This is a genomic window from Burkholderia sp. BCC0322 (assembly GCF_902833045.1).
In the GTDB taxonomy this organism is placed as follows: domain Bacteria; phylum Pseudomonadota; class Gammaproteobacteria; order Burkholderiales; family Burkholderiaceae; genus Burkholderia.
The window spans coordinates 77,081-93,561 of record NZ_CADFDU010000007.1 but is presented as its reverse complement, the minus strand read 5'-3'; the positions used below and the strand labels follow the sequence as shown (position 1 = coordinate 93,561).

Here is a 16,481-nt window from a genome sequence, read left to right as displayed (position 1 = left end):
CTTATCCCCTGGTTGTTAACCGCCGATGTGCCGGCATCACACCTCGCATCAAAAACAAAAGCGGCGTGTTTCACGTGAAACACGCCGCCCGTTTCCCGCCAACCGCGCGCCCCGATCAAGCCGTTTTCTTCGCCAACCCGAGATAGGTTTCGATCACGCGCGGATTCTGCGCGAGTTCCGCTGCCGGCCCTTCCAGCGCAAACTCGCCCGTCTCCAGCACGTAGCCGTAGTCCGAGATCTGCAGCGCCGCACGCGCATTCTGCTCGATCAGCAGTGTCGCCACCCCTGTGCCGCGCAACGCGCTGATGATATGAAAGATCTCCTTCACGATCAGCGGCGCCAGCCCGAGGCTCGGCTCGTCGAGCATCAGCAGGTCGGGCTTACCCATCAGTGCGCGACCAACCGCGAGCATCTGCCGCTCGCCACCGGACAGCGTGCCCGCCGCCTGCTTGCGCCGCTCCTTCAGCCGCGGAAACAGCGCGAAGACGTGATCGAGCTGGTCGAGGAAGTTCGCTTCACCCGCCTGCTTGCGCCGATACGCACCCAGTATGAGGTTGTCTTCGACCGTCATCGTGCTGAACAGCTCACGCTTCTCTGGCACGAGGCACATCCCGCGCGCGACGCGCTGCTCGACCGGCAGCGCACCGACATCGTGACCGCGATACACGACCGCGCCCGACGCATGCCCGGTCACCGGCAGCGCGCCCATGATCGCATTCAACAGCGTCGATTTACCGGCCCCGTTCGGGCCGATCACGCTGACGATCTGCCCTGCACCCACCTTGATCGCCGCGCCGTGTAGCGCCTCCACCTTTCCGTACCGGACCGCCAGCCCGCGCACGTCGAGAATCGGTATCGTCGTGTCCGTCATCACTCCACCCCGCCCAGATACGCTTCGAGCACCGCCGGATCCTGCTGCACGTCCTGTGGCAGCCCTTCCGCGATCCGTGTGCCGAATTCCATCACCACCAGCCGGTCGGTGAGATTCATCACGAAATCCATGTCGTGTTCCACGAGCAACACGCTCATTCCTTCCGCCTTCAGCCGCCGCAGCAAGTCAGCGAGCTGCTGCTTCTCCTGGTAACGCAGCCCGGCGGCCGGCTCGTCGAGCAGCAACAGCGTCGGGTCGCAGCACAGCGCACGCGCGATTTCGAGAATCCGCTGCTGGCCCAGCGCGAGGCTGCCCGCTTCGTCGTACATGTGCTTTTCGAGCCCGACGCGGCGGATCTGCTGTGCGGCCTCGGCCAGCAACTGCGCTTCCTCACGGGCATTGAGCCGCGCGACGCTGCGCCACACGCCGGTATGGCCGCGAAGGTGCGCACCGATCGCGACGTTCTCGAGCACGGTCATCGCCGGCAACAGCTTCACGTGCTGGAACGTCCGGCCGATGCCGCGGCGGACGATCTGGCGCGATGTGAGCCCGTCGATGCGCTCGCCACGGAACGTGATCGTGCCGCCCGTCGGCTTCAGCACACCGGTCACGAGATTGAATGTGGTCGACTTGCCGGCGCCGTTCGGGCCGATCAGCCCGATGATCTGCCCCGCTTTCACGTCGAAGCTGACGTCGTTGACGGCCACGAGCCCGCCGAACTGTTTGCGCGCGTTGTCGACGACGAGCAACGGCTCGCCGGCCCTCGGCTTCGCGCGTTGCGGCAACGGCTCCGCGTGCTCGGGTACATGCGCACGCGGCCCGCGCGGAAACAGCCTGGCGACGAACGGCCACACGCCCTGGCGTGCGTACTGCAGCAGCAGCACCATCAGCACGCCGAACACGATGATCTCGAAGTTGCCTTCCGAGCCGAGCAGCTTCGGCAGCAGCGTCTGCAGGTAGTCCTGCAGCACGGTCAGGATCGCCGCACCGAGCACCGCGCCCCACACGTGCGACACACCACCCACCACGGCCATGAACAGGAACTCGATCCCGTGGTTCAGCCCGAATGGCGTCGGGTTCACCGCGCGCTGCAGGTGTGCGTACAGGAAACCCGATACCGCCGCGAGCACGGCCGCGTAGACGAAGATCACGACGCGCATCCACGCGGTGTTCACGCCCATCGCCTCGGCCATCACGCCACCGCCGCGCAGCGCGCGGATCGCACGGCCCGGGCGGCTGTTCAGCAGGTTCTGCACCGACACGATCGCGGCCAGCACGACGGCCCAGATCAGGAAGTACAGGCTGCGGCCGCTGTCGAGCTCGATGCCGAACAGGTTCAGCGCCGGAATCCCGTTGATCCCGTCGTACTTGCCGAGCAGTTCGAGGTTGCCGAACAAGTAGAACAGCGCGAGGCCCCACGCGATCGTGCCGAGGGGCAGGAAGTGGCCGGACAGCCGCATCGTGACCGCGCCGAGCACGAGCGCGACGAGCGCCGTCAGCACGACGCCGACGATCAGTGCGAGCCACGGCGATACACCGTAGCGCGTCGTCAGGAGCGCGGTCGCATAGGCGCCGATGCCGACGAACGCGGCCTGCCCGAAGCTCGTCATCCCGCCGACGCCCGTGAGCAGCACGAGCCCGATCGCGACGATCGCGTACAGGCCGATGTAGTTCAGCAGCGTGATCCAGTATTCAGGCACCTGCAGCGCGCCGGGCAGCACCGGCAGCGCGAACAGCACCACGAGAAACACCCAGAAGGTCTTGTTGCGTCCCATCGTCTTCATCGTGTCACTCCTCTTCCTCTTCCGCATGCGGCGTGGCGAAGCTCCGCCACAGCAGCACCGGAATGATCAGCGTGAACACGATCACCTCCTTGTAGGCGCTCGCCCAGAACGACGAATACGATTCGAGCACGCCAACGAGCAGCGAGCCGGCGGCCGCGAGCGGATAGCTGACGAGCCCGCCGATGATCGCGCCAACGAAACCCTTCAGGCCGATCAGGAAGCCCGAGTCGTAGTAGATCGTCGTCAGCGGGCCAACGAGGATCCCGGACAGCACGCCGAGCCCCGCCGCGAACGTGAACGCGAGCCGCCCTGCCTCGGTCGTGCCGATGCCGACGAGCCGCGCGCCGAGCCGGTTCACCGACGTCGCGCGCAGCGCCTTGCCGGCGATCGTGCGGCCGAAGTACACGTAGAGCGCGCCGATCAGCACGAGCGCCGTCACGACGACCAGGATGCTCTGCACCGACACGTTCATGCTGCCGATCGACAGCGACGCATCCGAGAAGCCGTTGGTGCGCGAGCCTTCCGCGCCGAACATCACGAGCCCGAGGCCGACCATCGCAAAGTGGACGGCGACCGACACGATCAGTAGCAGCAACGTCGTGCCTTCGGCGATCGGCTGGTACACGAGTCGATAGACGAACGGCCCCATCGGCACGACGATCGCGAGCGTCAGTGCGATTTGCGCAAGCATCGGCAGCGGCTGCACGGCGAAGCTGCGTGTGATCGCGAACACCGCGAGCGGCAGCAAGATGTAGCGGCTGCCGAGCGTCGCGAGCGTGCGGCCGAGCTGATGGCGCCGCTCGCGATGCCGGGTCAGGCCGCCGACTTCGAGCAGGAAACACGCGATGCCCATCACGAACAGCAGCCAGCAGGTGGCGGGAAATTTCTGCGCCTGCAACGCGGCAAGCGTCAGCGCACCGTAGGCGACGAATTCGCCCTGGGGAATGAAGATCACCCGCGTGACGGAAAACACCAGCACGAGCGCCAGCGACAGCAATGCATATATGGCGCCGGTCGTGATGCCGTCTTGCGCGAGGATCGCTGCAATCGAGAGATCCATACGTTTCGTGTATCGAGAATGCTGCGGAGAAACGAAAGACGGGACGGCCGACGCGCGGACGGCCAGGTCAGCGCGTCGGGCGCCGGGCAGGCGGCCCCGGCGGTTCCAGGCGGCACGGGCGCGGCCCGTAAGGCCCGGCACCCATGCCGACGGCATGCGCGGCGCCACTCGCGCCGCGCATGCCGGTTTGCAGTGATGCTTACTCGGCCTGCAGCTTCCACTTGCCGTCGACGATCTGCACCATCACGCGCGCACGCGTGTCGAAGCCGTTGTGGTCGGTCGACGTCATGTTGATCACGCCGTGCGACACGGGCAGGTCTTTCACGTTCTCGATCGATGCGCGCAGCGCCTCGCGGAACGCCTCGGTGCCCGGCTGGCCCTTCTTCAGCGCTTCCGGAATCGCACGCTGCAGCAGCAGCCCCGCGTCCCACGCATGGCCGCCGAACGTCGCCAGCGAGCCCGCACCGTACGCCTTCTCGTACGCGGCCTTATAGCCGAGCGCCGGCTTCTTCACCGGGTTTGAATCGGGCAGCTGGTCGGTCACGAGCACCGGGCCGGCGGGCAGGATCTCGCCTTCGCAATCCTTGCCGCACACGCGCAGGAAGTCGTTGTTTGCGACGCCGTGCGTCTGGTACACCTTGCCCTTGTAGCCGCGCTCCTTCAGCGTCTTCGCCGGCAGCGCCGCCGGCGTGCCCGAGCCGGCGATCAGCACCGCATCCGGATTCGAGCCCATCAGCTTCAGCACCTGCCCCATCACCGACGCGTCGGTGCGGTTGTAGCGCTCGTTCGATACGACCTTCAAGCCGTTCTTCGCGGCCGCCGCGTTGAACGTGTTGTACCAGCTGTCGCCGTACGCATCGGCAAAGCCGATGAAGCCGACCGTCTTCACACCGTGTTTCGCCATGTAGCCGGCGATCGCGTCGGCCATCAGCTGGTCGTTCTGCGGCACCTTGAACATCCATGCGCGCTTCGCGTCCATCGGCGAGATGATCTGGGCGCTCGCCGCGAGCGAGATCGTCGGCGTCTTGCCCTGCGACACGGGATCGAGCATCGCGAGCGAGTTCGGCGTGACGGACGAGCCGATGATCGCGTCGACGTGATCTTCATCGATCAGCTTGCGCACGTTCTGCACCGCGCGGCTCGTGTCGGATGCGTCGTCGAGCACGATGTACTGCACGCTCTTGCCGGCGATTTCCTTCGGCAGCAGCGCGATCGTGTTCTTTTCCGGAATCCCGAGCGACGCGGCCGGCCCGGTGGCCGACAGCGTCACGCCGATCTTCACCTGTGCCGACGCCGTTGCCGCCGCGCACACGAGGCCCGCGGCAAGCACGGCCTCCATCCATCGATTCATCTTCATTTACGTTGTCTCCAAACGCTGCTCGAAAAAGCCACGGGTCGCTCGGGCGGCTCCCGGTCCCCAAAACAAGTTAATAATTTAACTATCTCGCCTTGGCGCGCCTACGCTCGTTTTCCCGTGAAACACCCCACCTTCAACTGCGCCCGGACGACACCGCGCGCGGGCGCACCGGCCGGCGGTCGAAACGGTCGTTCGACTGTCACGATGCGCAGCAGCGGTGTCGTCTGGATGAAGAACGCGGAAAAATACGCAATCGCGCGGGCAATCGATGTGCGCGCAACGATCAAGGAAAGGCACGTCGATCTGGCCTGATACGGCCTGGCGCGCGAGCGGCACATGATCGGGAAGCCGGCCGCTCATGCGAATACGGATGCCGATGCGGATGCAGATATCGATACGGATGCGCACGCAACGACCGGCGATGGCGCCGGAATGCGCCTACAGGCCGCGGAACGGCTCGGGAAGGCCTCCGCGACAACCGGCCAACCCCACGACGAACGAACGGCGCCAGCCGCCCTTCCTGCCCCGATCCATCGTCCTGCGCTGCTCATCCAACCGTACTCCCTCTTCTGCATTCTGCTTGTAGGAGAACTGCCGACCGATTTTCCCGACCGCACGGTCGGCGAAAGCCGAGTGTAACGGACGCGTTTGGCGCACGCCAACCGGGTTAGCCCGAACGGCCAGCGCACGGCTGCGCATCGTTTGCGAAGGAATCGCGGGAAAGCGGAAAACGGGAGGACGCGGCGAAGCGCGGAAGAGGCGCGGTGCGAACACAAGCGCGGAATGAGGTCACTGCGCAGGCCGATGCACCATCAACGGAAATCCGTGCACGCAAATGAAAAAGCGCTGTTGGATTCCGTCCAACAGCGCTTTGGGGTCCGGGCACTTTGTGCCTCGATTGTCTCCTCGTTCTCCACCTGCAAATTCGTTTCGCGGTGCATCAGAACTAAAGTGAATCTTAAAGAGGCTTAAGCACCACGGCAACTTAGCATTTACCCCTATGGTGCATCGCCGCACGAAAATGGGGCACCAGTGTGCCGCGCAGCACCGACTTGAGCCCGCTGCGACGCCCTTTCGCAGCGCACCGGATGGTGCTTCGCATCAACGTGCCGCGACGCGCGCGGCACGCGCTCAGGACGCCCTGAGCGGCCTGATCCGCGCGACTATTTCGCCGACGATGCCGCGCCGGAATGCGAGCACGCATGCGATGAAGATCAGCCCCGTGACGATCGTCGCCGATTCGCCGAGCGAATGGAACCACGCGACGCCGGTCGCCGAGGCGAGCCATTCGCCGATGTCGCCGAGCCGGTCTTCCAGCGCGACGATCAGCGCCGCACCCAGCAGCGGCCCGAACAGTGTGCCCATCCCGCCGACGAGCGTCATCAGTACGACGAGGCCCGACATCGTCCAGTACGCGTCCGACAGCGTCTCGAAGCCGAGCACGAGCACCTTCAGCGAGCCGGCGAGCCCCGCGATGCCCGCCGACAGGATGAACGCGAGCAGCTTGAAGCGGTCGGTGTCGTAGCCGAGCGAGATCGCGCGCGCCTCGTTCTCCTTGATCGCGACGAGCACCTGGCCGAACGGCGAATGCACGACCCGCACGATGAACGCGCACGCGGCGACGACCACCGTCAGCACGACGTAGTACAGCGCGACGTCGTTCGACAGGTCGAGCAGCCCGAACAGGTGGCCGCGCGGCACGCCCTGCAGCCCGTCCTCGCCGTGCGTGAACGGCGCCTGCAGGTAGATGAAGTAGACCATCTGCGCAAACGCGAGCGTGATCATCGCGAAGTAGATGCCCTGCCGCCGGATCGCGAACAGCCCGACGACGAGCCCGAGCAGCGTCGCGGCAACGGTACCAGCCAGCACGCCGAGCTCCGGCGTGAAGCCGAGCGTCTGCATCGAATAACCGGTCGCATAGCCGGCGCTCGCGAGGAACATCGCATGGCCGAACGACAGCAGCCCCGTATAGCCGATCAGCAGGTTGAACGCGGCCGCGAACAGCGCGAACGTGAGCACCTTCATCACGAACACCGGATACGCGCCGATGAACGGCGCGGCGAGCAGTGCGGCGAGCAGCACGCCGTAGAGCACTTTTCTCTGCATCATTTTTCCTTGCCGAAGAGGCCCGCCGGGCGGAACAGCAGCACGATCGCCATGATCACGAACACGACGGTGGCCGACGCTTCGGGGTAGAACACGCGCGTGAAACCCTCGATCACGCCGAGCAGCAGGCCCGTGACAATCGAGCCGAGGATCGAGCCCATCCCGCCGATCACGACCACCGCGAACACGGTGATGATCATCGGCTGGCCCATCAGCGGCGACACCTGGATCACCGGCGCGGCCAGCACGCCCGCGAACGCGGCGAGCGCGACGCCGAAGCCGTAGGTGAGCGTGATCATCATCGGCACGTTCACGCCGAATGCCTCGACGAGCTTCGGGTTCTCGGTGCCCGCGCGCAGGTAGGCGCCGAGGCGCGTCTTCTCGATCACGAACCACGTCGCGAGGCACACCGCGAGCGACGCGACGACGACCCATGCGCGGTAGTTCGGCAGGAACATGAAACCGAGGTTGGTGGCGCCGGACAGCTGCGACGGCACGTCGTACGGCTGGCCGGACGAGCCGTAGATCGACCGGAACACGCCTTCGACGACCAGCGTGAGCCCGAACGTGAGCAGCAGTCCGTACAGGTGATCGAGCTTGTACAGCCAGCGCAGCATCGAGCGCTCGATCAGGATCCCGAACGCACCGACGACCAGCGGCGCGATCACCAGCATCGCCCAGTACGGCAGGCCGAAATACGACAGGCCCATCCACGCGAGCATCGCACCCAGCATGAACAGCGCGCCGTGCGCGAAGTTGATCACGTTGAGCAGCCCGAAGATCACCGCAAGCCCGAGGCTCAGGATCGCGTAGAACGAGCCGTTGACGAGCCCGAGCAGCAACTGGCTCAGCATCGCCGGCAACGGAATGCCAAAAATTTCCATCGACTTAGCCGTCAGAATGAGTTTCGTTGCGTGCGCAACCTTCATGCGTCGCGTACGCGGGCAGCGCAGCGGGCACATCGCTGCAGCCGCCACCGAGCGGCGCGCCCGCGCGCGCCGCTACGTCCTGCTTACTTCCACAACGCGCAGCGCGATTCCTGCTTGGTTCCGAACGCCTGTTCGCCCGGAATCGTCGCGAGCACCTTGTAGTAATCCCACGGCTCCTTCGACTCCGACGGCTTCTTCACTTCCATCAGGTACATGTCGTGGATCATGCTGCCGTCCGTGCGGATGTAGCCCTTCGCGTAGAAGTCGTTGACCTTGATCTTCTTCAGCTCGGCCATCACCTTGTCGGAATCGGTCGTGCCTGCGGCCTGGACGGCCTTCAGGTAGGTCGTGACCGACGAGTAGTCGGCCGCCTGCAGACTCGACGGCATCTTCTTCATCTTGCCGAAGTAGCGCTGCGCCCACTGGCGCGACGCCGCGTCGCGGTTCCAGTACCAGCTGTCGGTCAGCACCAGGCCCTGCGTCGTCTCGAGGCCGAGGCTGTGCACGTCGTCGATGAACATCAGCAGCGCGGCGAGCTTCATCGTCTTCGTGATGCCGAATTCCTTCGCGGCCTTGATCGAGTTGATCGTGTCGCCGCCCGCGTTCGCGAGGCCCAGGATCTGCGCCTTCGACGCCTGCGCCTGCAGCAGGAACGACGAGAAATCCGACGCGGACAGCGGGTGGCGTACCGCACCGAGCACCTGGCCGCCGTTCGCCTTCACGACATCCGACGTGTTCTTCTCGAGCGCCTTGCCGAACGCGTAATCGGCGGTCAGGAAGAACCACGTCTTGCCGCCCTGCTTCACCACCGCCGAACCGGTGCCCTTCGCGAGCGCCATCGTGTCGTAGGCGTAGTGGACCGTGTACGGCGTGCACTGCTCGTTGGTCAGCGTGTCGGCGCCTGCGCCGATGTTGATGTAGACCTTCTTCTTCTCGGCCGCGACCTGGTTCATCGACAGCGCGGTGGCCGAGTTCGTGCCGCCGACCAGCAGGTCGAGCCCGCCGCGGTCCATCCATTCGCGCGCCTTCGACGCGGCGATGTCGGCCTTGTTCTGGTGATCGGCATAGACGACCTCGATCGGCTTGCCGAGCACCTTGCCGCCGAAATCGGCGACCGCCATGCGGATCGCCTCCAGGCCGCCCTGCCCGTCGATATCCGCGTAAAGCCCCGACATGTCGGTGATGAAGCCGATCTTCACGGTATCCGCGGCCTGCGCGGCGCCAGCGGTGAGCACGGCGGTCGCGAGCGCGAGACAGGCGTGTGCGAGGGTCTTCATTTTCATTGACGTCTCCTGTTGTTCTGATGCGTTGTGGTTGTTCGAAGCCGCCACGGCTAGCGGCGAAAGAGACGGGCCGGCGTCACACCCCGAGCAGGTCGTGCAGGGTCGGCATCTTGCTTTCCAGTTCGGCCGCCTGGAAATGTTCGACGATGCTGCCGTGCTCCATCACGTAGAACCGGTCGGCGAGCGGGGCCGCGAAGCGGAAATTCTGTTCGACCATCACGATCGTGTAGCCGCGCGCCTTCAGCGCGACGATCATCCGCGCCAGCGCCTGCACGATCACCGGTGCGAGGCCTTCGGAAATCTCGTCGAGCAGCAGCAGGTTCGCGCCGGTGCGCAGGATCCGCGCGACCGCGAGCATCTGCTGCTCGCCGCCGGACAGCCGCGTGCCCTGGCTCTGCCGGCGCGACGCGAGGTTCGGGAACATCGCGTAGATCTCGTCGATCGACATCGCGTGGTCGCGCGATCCGATCGGCGGCGGCAGCATCAGGTTCTCCTCGCACGACAGGCTCGAGAAGATCCCGCGCTCCTCCGGGCAGTAGCCGATACCGAAATGCGCGATGCGGTGCGTCGCGAGGCCGATCGTCTCGTTGCCCGCGACCTTGATCGACCCGCTGCGGCGGCCCGTGAGGCCCATGATCGCGCGCAGCGTCGTCGTGCGGCCCGCGCCGTTGCGGCCGAGCAGCGTGACCACCTCGCCGCGATGCACCGTCAGGTCGACACCGTGCAATATGTGGGATTCCCCGTACCAGGCCTCCAGGCCCGTGATCTCCAGCGCGGGCGTACCGCTTTCGACGCCGCTCAATTCGCGTTCCTCCCGTTCGCTGTGCTTCATGCGTGCGCCCCCGCGAGCGCCGCGTCGGCGCTGCCCATGTAGGCCTCGATGACGAGCGGATTCTTCGACACTTCCGCATACGACCCTTCGGCCAGCACCTCGCCGCGCTGCAGGACGGTGATCGTGTCGGAGATGCCCGCGATCACGTTCATGTTGTGCTCGACCATCAGGATCGTGCGGCCGCTCGCGACCTTCTTGATCAGCGCGGTCACGCGATCGACGTCCTCGTGGCCCATCCCCTGCGTGGGCTCGTCGAGCAGCATCAGTTCCGGCTCCATCGCGAGCGTGGTCGCGATCTCCAGCGCGCGCTTGCGGCCGTAAGCGAGTTCGACGGTCGGCACCTGCGCGAAATCGGTGAGGCCGACCTGCGTGAGCAGGTCCATCGCGCGGTCGTCAAGCCGCTTCAGCGTGCGTTCGCTGCGCCAGAAATGGAATTCGGTGCCGAGCGCGCGCTGCAGGCCGATGCGCACGTTCTGCAGTGCGGTCAGGTGCGGGAAGACGGCCGAGATCTGGAACGAGCGGATGATGCCGCGGCGTGCAACCTGCGCGGGCCGCTCGTCGGTGATGTCGATGCCGTTGAAGACGATCTGGCCGGCCGTCGGCGTCAGGAATTTGGTGAGGAGGTTGAAGCAGGTGGTCTTGCCCGCGCCGTTCGGTCCGATCAGCGCGTGGATCGCACCGCGACGCACACGCAGGTTCACGCCGTTGACGGCCGTGAAACCCCTGAACTCCTTGGTCAGTCCGCGTGTTTCCAGAATCGTGTCGCCGAGAATCATGTTCCCTTCCGTACGAAGTCAGGCGAAGCACCGGGAAGATTCGCGAGAAGCGTCCGCGAAACAGGTCAGCGGATGAGCGGGCTGCCCCGGGCGCCGTGTTACGCCTCGCGGGTGGTCTCCCGCGCCGACGCGTATGCACGCTGCGCCACATTGTCTCGCCGTTGGTGCAGTGCAATCATCGGGATTTGCACTTATAGGGCTGGCCGCCATGTCGCGTGCGGCTATGCACGGTTTTTCACCGCGTTTGTTTTTTTGATACGTGCATCGTCGTCGGTTGACCATCCGCACGGCACGGCCCGGCACGCACGCAACAAAAAAGCCGTGCGGCTGCACGGCTTGCATGGATCTTGCCGGCGAACCGGCACAATCGGCGCCGGCGCCGCAACAGCAGCTTGTTTCGCATAGCGAATCAGCGGGCGTCGTCATGACAGCCCGCTGGCGTGCGGGTCGGCCTCCCGTCACACGGGTGTCGCCGCGGCCTCCGTGCGCACCGGCGTCGCTTCGCGCGCCGCGCGGCGATCGGCACGGATCATGTCGCTCGCGCGCTCGGCGATCATCAGCGTCGGCGAATTGGTGTTGCCCGATGTAATGAACGGCATCACCGATGCATCGACGATCCGCAGCCCGGCGATGCCGCGTACGCGCAGCCGGCTGTCGACCACCGCGCGCTCATCGTCGGCACGCCCCATCCGGCAGGTGCCGACCGGATGGAAGATCGTCGTGCCGATGGCGCCGGCCGCCTCGATCAGCTCGACTTCGCTCCGGTACTGCGCGCCCGGCAGGATTTCCTCGGGACGATAGCGTGCGAGCGCCGGCGCGGACGCTATCCGGCGCGTGAGCCGCAGCGCGTTCGCGGCGACGTGGCGATCGTGATCGGTCGACAGATAGTTCGGCGCGATCGCGGGGGCCACACCCGGATCGGCACTCGCGATATGCACGCTGCCGCGCGACGTCGGCCGCAGATGGCACACGGAGGCCGTGAACGCGTTGAAGCTGTGCAGCGGCTCGCCGAAGCGTTCGAGCGACAGCGGCTGCACGTGGTATTCGAGATCGGGGCGCGTGAGCGCGGGATCGTCGGGATCGGATTTCGCGAACGCGCCGAGCTGCGACGGCGCCATCGACATCGGCCCGCGCTGCAGCAACGCATATTCGGCGCCGATCATCAGCTTGCCCCACCAGTGCGCGGACAGCGTGTTGAGCGTGCGCACGCCTTCGACGCGAAACGCCATCCGCAATTGCAAGTGATCCTGCAGGTTTTCGCCGACGCCCGGCAGATCCTGCACGACGTCGATGCCGAGCGCCTGCAGCCGCCGGCCATCGCCTATACCCGACAGTTCGAGCAGCTGCGGCGAATTCACGGCGCCGGACGTCAGCAGCACCTCCGAACGCGCCCGTGCAACGTAATCGGTGCCGCCACCGTGATATTCGACGCCGACCGCGCGCCGCCCGTCGAAGATCACGCGCTGCGCGTGCGCGCCGGTGATGACGGTCAGGTTCGGGCGTGCCATCGCGGGCCGCAGGAACGCTTTCGAGGTATTCCAGCGCACGCCGCGCTTCTGGTTCACCTCGAAATAGCCGACCCCGGTATTGTCGCCACGATTGAAATCGTCGGTTGCCGGGATACCCGTCTGCTGCGCGGCCTGCGCGAACGATTCGAGGATCTCCCAGCGCAGCCGCTGCTTCTCGACGCGCCAGTAGCCGCCCGCGCCGTGCGCGTCGCTCGCGCCCGCATGGTGATCCTCGCTGCGCTTGAAGATCGGCAGCACGCTGTCCCACGACCAGCCGGCGTCGCCGGTTTCCTGCGCCCAGCCGTCGTAATCCTCGCGCTGGCCACGCATGTAGATCATCCCGTTGATCGACGAGCAGCCGCCGAGCACGCGGCCGCGCGGATATGAGAGCGCACGGCCGTTGAGCGCCGCTTCCGGCTGCGTCTTGTACAGCCAGTCGGTGCGCGGGTTGCCGATGCAGTACAGATAGCCGACCGGAATGTGGATCCAGTGATAGTCGTCCTTGCCGCCCGCTTCGAGCAGCAGCACGCGGATGTCGGGATCTTCGGTCAGGCGGTTCGCGAGCACGCAGCCTGCGGTGCCCGCGCCGACGATCACGTAATCGAATTCGCCTTCTAGCGTGCGTTGTGTCGTCACGGTTTGTCTCCTGTCACGCGGTGCAACGCCGCGCGTCATTTCCAGCATAGTGTGTCGCGCGCCACGCATGCGGCCCCGCGCGCCACGGCCGATGAAGCGTACTCCGGCCGCCGGCCGCCGATCCAATGAGTTATGCTGAACTGCGTTATAAGCCGCGCTCATATCACGACGATGGATCTCACCCTGCTCCGCGCGTTCGCGACGGTCGCGCGCGAAGGCAACCTGACGCGCGCCGCCGTGCAACTGCACCTGACGCAGCCAGCGGTCAGCCTGCAGATCAAGCATCTGCAGGAAACCCTCGGCGTCACGCTGTTTTCGCGCACGTCGCGCGGTCTCGCACTGACGCGCGACGGGCAGACGCTGCTGCCGCATGCGGAACGGGCGCTCGCCGCGGCCGCCGACGTGCAACGCGCCGCTGCTGCACTGCGACACGAGGTCCGCGGCCGGCTGCGGATCGGCACGATCCTCGATCCGGGCTTCCTGCGGCTCGGCGGCTTCCTGCGCGCGCTCGTCGAAACCCATCCGCAGATCGAGACGGCGCTGCGGCACGGCATGTCGGGCTGGGTGATCGAACAGGTGCGCACGCAGGCGCTCGACGTCGGCTACTACATCGGCCGGCCGGGCGAGGACGATCCACTCGACGGCGCGCTGTTCCACACCGTCACGCTCACGCATTTCCAGTACCGCGTGCTCGCGCCGGCCGGCTGGAAGGAGCGCGTGCAGCGCGCCCATGACTGGCGTTCGCTTGCGACGCTGCCGTGGATCTGGACGCCGCCGGCGTCCGCGCACCACCGGCTGCTTTCGCGGCGCTTCGCCGATGCCGGCGCGCAGCCGCTCAAGGTTGCCGAGGTCGACCAGGAGCAGTCGATGCTCGATCTCGTCAAATCGGGGATCGGGTTGACGCTCGCGCGCGACTCGACCGCGCTGGCCGAAGCGCACGCGCATGCGCTGACGATCGTCGAGCCCGTGACGGTGCCCACCGAACTGACGTTCGTGACGCTCGCCGAGCGGCGCGACGAACCGGCGATCGCGGCCGCGCTACGGCTGATCGAGGCGCAATGGTCGATATGAGCGGGGCTGATGACGACGCGGCCCGCCCCGGCGCGTCATCTCGCCACGCCCCCCGCCCGTCGTCACGCCACCGTCTCCGCGTTTTTGCTAGATTGTGCGTTCGCACACCGCGAGACCCCGATTGAAGGAGACCCGCATGGCCCGCAACATCGAGATCAAAGCCCGCGCCCGCGAATTCGACCAGCTGCGCGAACAGGCGGCCAGGCTCGCGACCGAGGCGCCGCTCTTCTATCGCCAGCAGGATTTCTTCTACGACGTGCCGCGCGGCAGGCTGAAGCTGCGCCGCTTCGAGGACGGCACGCCGGCCGAACTGATCTTCTACCAGCGCGACGACCGCGACGGCCCGAAGGCGTCGTACTACACGCGCAGCCCGGTGACGAACCCCGACGCGATGCACGCGCTGCTCGCCACCGCGCTGACCACGCGCGGAATCGTGACGAAGGAGCGGCACGTGTACCTCGCGGGCCGCACCCGCATCCACCTCGACCGCGTCGACGGCCTCGGCGATTTCATCGAACTGGAAGTCGTGCTCGGCCCCGATGACGACGAAGCCGGCGGCGAAGCGGAAGCGCACGACGTGTTCGCGAAGCTCGGCGTGCCGCAGGACGATCTCGTCGCGGTCGCGTACGTCGACCTGCTGAACGCCGACACGCAGCACGAAGCGACCTGATCCGGCCCTGCTCTACCGCAGTGCCACCCGCGCCGCCCTCGCCCCTGCCGCCGCCCGGTCGCCGCGTCAGGCGGCGCCAGGCGCCAAGTGCGCGAGCGGCAGTGCGCCGTTGCGCTTGAAGGTCGTCAGCACGATGTTCGAGCGCACGCTGTCCACGCCCGGCACGCGCATCAGCTTCTTCATCACGAACTGCGACAGCGCGTTGAGGTCGGGCGCGACGATCCGCAGCAGGTAGTCCGCATCGCCCACCACCGCATGGCATTCGAGCACTTCGGGCAGCACGTCGATCTGCTGCTGGAACTGCTCGATGATCGAATCGCCGTGGTGCTTGAGCTTCAGGCTCGTGAACGCGGTGACGCCGAGCCCGAGCTTTTCGGGCCGCAGCATCACGCGATAGCCTTCGATCACGCCGGCCGCCTCGAGCCGCTGCAGCCTCCGGCCGATCTGCGACGGCGACAGCGGCACCTCCTCGCCGAGCTGCTGGTGCGTCGCGCGGCCGAAGCGCTGCAGCACGTCCAGCAGCGCAAGATCGAAATGATCGAGTTCCAGCATGAGCATTCTCCGCATTGATTCGTGATTTGATGCACGATTATCGCATCATCAAGCAAATCAACGCCAATATTGCGCCCATTCCGCGCGCACCCCGCTCTACACTTGCATGGTTCCCAACCGCCACGTGCAGAGCCAGATCATGTCCACCGTCGTCACCGCGAAACTGCAGGAGCAGTTCGATGCGGGCCTCGAAACCCGCGCCGATTTCACCATCGACCAGCCGCTCGCGCGTTACGGCCAGGTTGACCACGCGGTGTGGAAGCAGCTCTATGCACGCCAGTCGGCACTGTTGCGCGGGCGCGCGTGCGACGCGTTCGTCGCGGGGCTCGGGAAGATCGACCTGCCGGCCGATCGCGTGCCGTCGTTCGCCGACGTGAACCGTCAGTTGAAGCCGGCAACGGACTGGGAGATCATCGCGGTGCCGGGCCTCGTGCCCGACCGGGTGTTCTTCGCGCATCTCGCGAACCGGCGCTTCCCCGTCACCTGGTGGATGCGCCGCCCCGACCAGCTCGATTACCTGCAGGAACCCGACTGCTTCCACGACCTGTTCGGCCACGTGCCGCTGCTGATCAATCCGGTGTTCGCGGACTACATGCAGGCGTACGGTCGTATCGCACTTGCGGTCGCCGACGACGAAGCGGCGCTGGCGCGCCTCGCGCGGCTCTACTGGTATACGGTGGAATTCGGGCTGATCCGCGATCCGCGCGGCACGAACGGGCTGTCGATCTACGGCGCCGGAATCGTGTCGAGCAAGGGTGAAAGCCTGTACAGCCTCGAAAGCGCGGCGCCGAACCGGCTCGGTTTCGACCTCGAGCGCGTGATGCGCACGAAGTACCGGATCGACACGTTCCAGAAGACCTATTTCGTGATCGACGATTTCGCCCAGCTGTTCGCGCTCGCCGACGTCGACGGCCGTGCGCTGGCCGACCGGCTGGCGGCGCTGCCCGAGTTCGCAGCCGGCGCGGTGCTCGATACCGATAGCGTGCTGCACCGCGGCACCGGCGAAGGCTGGCCCGACGACGCCGACGCATGACGGTCGAGGGTGC

15 protein-coding genes are annotated in these 16,481 nt (G+C 66.2%); 4 read left to right on the top strand and 11 right to left on the bottom strand.

Features of this window, described 5'->3' with window-relative positions; translation table 11 throughout:
• Positions 1 to 115: 115 nt before the first annotated feature.
• The 4 genes from HWX39_RS21095 to HWX39_RS21080 form a co-directional block, all read right to left on the bottom strand.
• Positions 116 to 871, bottom strand: coding sequence for an ABC transporter ATP-binding protein (locus HWX39_RS21095; protein WP_175956638.1), 756 nt, complete (start codon positions 869 to 871; stop codon positions 116 to 118).
• Positions 871 to 2,655: a branched-chain amino acid ABC transporter ATP-binding protein/permease gene (locus tag HWX39_RS21090; RefSeq protein ID WP_175969816.1), complete on the bottom strand. Its 1,785-nt coding sequence runs from the start codon at positions 2,653 to 2,655 to the stop codon at positions 871 to 873. Before HWX39_RS21090 ends, HWX39_RS21095 begins: the two co-directional genes overlap by 1 nt.
• 4 nt (positions 2,656 to 2,659) lie before the next feature.
• Positions 2,660 to 3,715 carry a branched-chain amino acid ABC transporter permease gene (locus tag HWX39_RS21085; RefSeq protein WP_175969815.1) on the bottom strand — a complete coding sequence of 352 codons (1,056 nt, stop codon included), beginning with the start codon at positions 3,713 to 3,715 and terminating at the stop codon, positions 2,660 to 2,662.
• 199 nt (positions 3,716 to 3,914) lie between these two features.
• Positions 3,915 to 5,072, bottom strand: coding sequence for an ABC transporter substrate-binding protein (locus tag HWX39_RS21080; RefSeq protein ID WP_175969814.1), 1,158 nt, complete (start codon positions 5,070 to 5,072; stop codon positions 3,915 to 3,917).
• 336 nt (positions 5,073 to 5,408) lie between these two features.
• On the opposite strand from HWX39_RS21080, the gene HWX39_RS21075 reads away from it, so the two are divergent.
• A complete protein-coding gene (locus HWX39_RS21075; RefSeq protein WP_175969752.1) occupies positions 5,409 to 5,711 on the top strand; it encodes a hypothetical protein in 303 nt (100 codons plus the stop codon).
• Between the two features lie 492 nt (positions 5,712 to 6,203).
• Here HWX39_RS21075 and HWX39_RS21070 read toward each other — a convergent pair whose 3' ends face one another.
• From HWX39_RS21070 to HWX39_RS21045, 6 genes are all read right to left on the bottom strand, one after another.
• A complete protein-coding gene (locus tag HWX39_RS21070) occupies positions 6,204 to 7,178 on the bottom strand; it encodes a branched-chain amino acid ABC transporter permease (protein WP_175969813.1) in 975 nt (324 codons plus the stop codon).
• Complete coding sequence (locus HWX39_RS21065; protein ID WP_011350508.1) at positions 7,178 to 8,062, bottom strand: branched-chain amino acid ABC transporter permease; 885 nt, start codon at positions 8,060 to 8,062, stop codon at positions 7,178 to 7,180. Before HWX39_RS21065 ends, HWX39_RS21070 begins: the two co-directional genes overlap by 1 nt.
• A 128-nt stretch (positions 8,063 to 8,190) precedes the next feature.
• Positions 8,191 to 9,390 (bottom strand): ABC transporter substrate-binding protein, encoded by a 1,200-nt coding sequence (locus HWX39_RS21060; RefSeq protein ID WP_175969812.1) that lies wholly within the window; start codon positions 9,388 to 9,390, stop codon positions 8,191 to 8,193.
• 76 nt (positions 9,391 to 9,466) lie between these two features.
• Positions 9,467 to 10,222, bottom strand: a complete 756-nt coding sequence (locus tag HWX39_RS21055) for an ABC transporter ATP-binding protein (RefSeq protein WP_174945245.1) — start codon at positions 10,220 to 10,222, stop codon at positions 9,467 to 9,469.
• Complete coding sequence (locus HWX39_RS21050; RefSeq protein ID WP_021160426.1) at positions 10,219 to 10,998, bottom strand: ABC transporter ATP-binding protein; 780 nt, start codon at positions 10,996 to 10,998, stop codon at positions 10,219 to 10,221. The genes HWX39_RS21055 and HWX39_RS21050 overlap by 4 nt, the downstream gene beginning before the upstream one ends.
• A 458-nt stretch (positions 10,999 to 11,456) precedes the next feature.
• Entirely contained in the window at positions 11,457 to 13,142 is a 1,686-nt protein-coding gene (locus HWX39_RS21045) for a GMC family oxidoreductase N-terminal domain-containing protein (RefSeq protein WP_175969811.1), read from the bottom strand.
• Positions 13,143 to 13,313: 171 nt separating this feature from the next.
• Between HWX39_RS21045 and HWX39_RS21040 the strand changes: the two genes are divergently transcribed.
• The gene (locus HWX39_RS21040; protein WP_175969810.1) at positions 13,314 to 14,213 is read left to right on the top strand and encodes a LysR family transcriptional regulator; all 900 of its coding nucleotides are present in this window, start codon (positions 13,314 to 13,316) and stop codon (positions 14,211 to 14,213) included.
• 136 nt (positions 14,214 to 14,349) lie between these two features.
• Positions 14,350 to 14,883 (top strand): class IV adenylate cyclase, encoded by a 534-nt coding sequence (locus HWX39_RS21035; RefSeq protein ID WP_175969809.1) that lies wholly within the window; start codon positions 14,350 to 14,352, stop codon positions 14,881 to 14,883.
• A gap of 66 nt (positions 14,884 to 14,949) precedes the next feature.
• Here HWX39_RS21035 and HWX39_RS21030 read toward each other — a convergent pair whose 3' ends face one another.
• On the bottom strand, positions 14,950 to 15,435 hold the full coding sequence (locus HWX39_RS21030; protein ID WP_006408082.1) for an Lrp/AsnC family transcriptional regulator: 486 nt from the start codon (positions 15,433 to 15,435) through the stop codon (positions 14,950 to 14,952).
• A gap of 139 nt (positions 15,436 to 15,574) precedes the next feature.
• Here HWX39_RS21030 and phhA point away from each other — a divergent pair, with 139 nt between their 5' ends.
• A complete protein-coding gene (gene phhA / locus HWX39_RS21025; RefSeq protein WP_244135060.1) occupies positions 15,575 to 16,468 on the top strand; it encodes a phenylalanine 4-monooxygenase in 894 nt (297 codons plus the stop codon).
• Positions 16,469 to 16,481 lie beyond the last annotated feature (13 nt).

Excerpts from the sequence above, each read along its gene's own strand:
- HWX39_RS21055 (WP_174945245.1), bottom strand. The coding sequence starts at position 10,222 with ATGAAGCACAGCGAACGGGAGGAACGCGAATTGAGCGGCGTCGAAAGC.
- HWX39_RS21090 (WP_175969816.1), bottom strand. The coding sequence starts at position 2,655 with ATGAAGACGATGGGACGCAACAAGACCTTCTGGGTGTTTCTCGTGGTG.
- HWX39_RS21030 (WP_006408082.1), bottom strand. The coding sequence starts at position 15,435 with ATGCTGGAACTCGATCATTTCGATCTTGCGCTGCTGGACGTGCTGCAG.
- phhA (WP_244135060.1), top strand. The coding sequence starts at position 15,575 with ATGTCCACCGTCGTCACCGCGAAACTGCAGGAGCAGTTCGATGCGGGC.
- HWX39_RS21050 (WP_021160426.1), bottom strand. The coding sequence starts at position 10,998 with ATGATTCTCGGCGACACGATTCTGGAAACACGCGGACTGACCAAGGAG.
- HWX39_RS21070 (WP_175969813.1), bottom strand. The coding sequence starts at position 7,178 with ATGCAGAGAAAAGTGCTCTACGGCGTGCTGCTCGCCGCACTGCTCGCC.
- HWX39_RS21065 (WP_011350508.1), bottom strand. The coding sequence starts at position 8,062 with ATGGAAATTTTTGGCATTCCGTTGCCGGCGATGCTGAGCCAGTTGCTG.
- HWX39_RS21095 (WP_175956638.1), bottom strand. The coding sequence starts at position 871 with ATGACGGACACGACGATACCGATTCTCGACGTGCGCGGGCTGGCGGTC.
- HWX39_RS21040 (WP_175969810.1), top strand. The coding sequence starts at position 13,314 with ATGGATCTCACCCTGCTCCGCGCGTTCGCGACGGTCGCGCGCGAAGGC.
- HWX39_RS21035 (WP_175969809.1), top strand. The coding sequence starts at position 14,350 with ATGGCCCGCAACATCGAGATCAAAGCCCGCGCCCGCGAATTCGACCAG.
- HWX39_RS21060 (WP_175969812.1), bottom strand. The coding sequence starts at position 9,390 with ATGAAAATGAAGACCCTCGCACACGCCTGTCTCGCGCTCGCGACCGCC.
- HWX39_RS21075 (WP_175969752.1), top strand. The coding sequence starts at position 5,409 with ATGATCGGGAAGCCGGCCGCTCATGCGAATACGGATGCCGATGCGGAT.
- HWX39_RS21080 (WP_175969814.1), bottom strand. The coding sequence starts at position 5,072 with ATGAAGATGAATCGATGGATGGAGGCCGTGCTTGCCGCGGGCCTCGTG.
- HWX39_RS21085 (WP_175969815.1), bottom strand. The coding sequence starts at position 3,715 with ATGGATCTCTCGATTGCAGCGATCCTCGCGCAAGACGGCATCACGACC.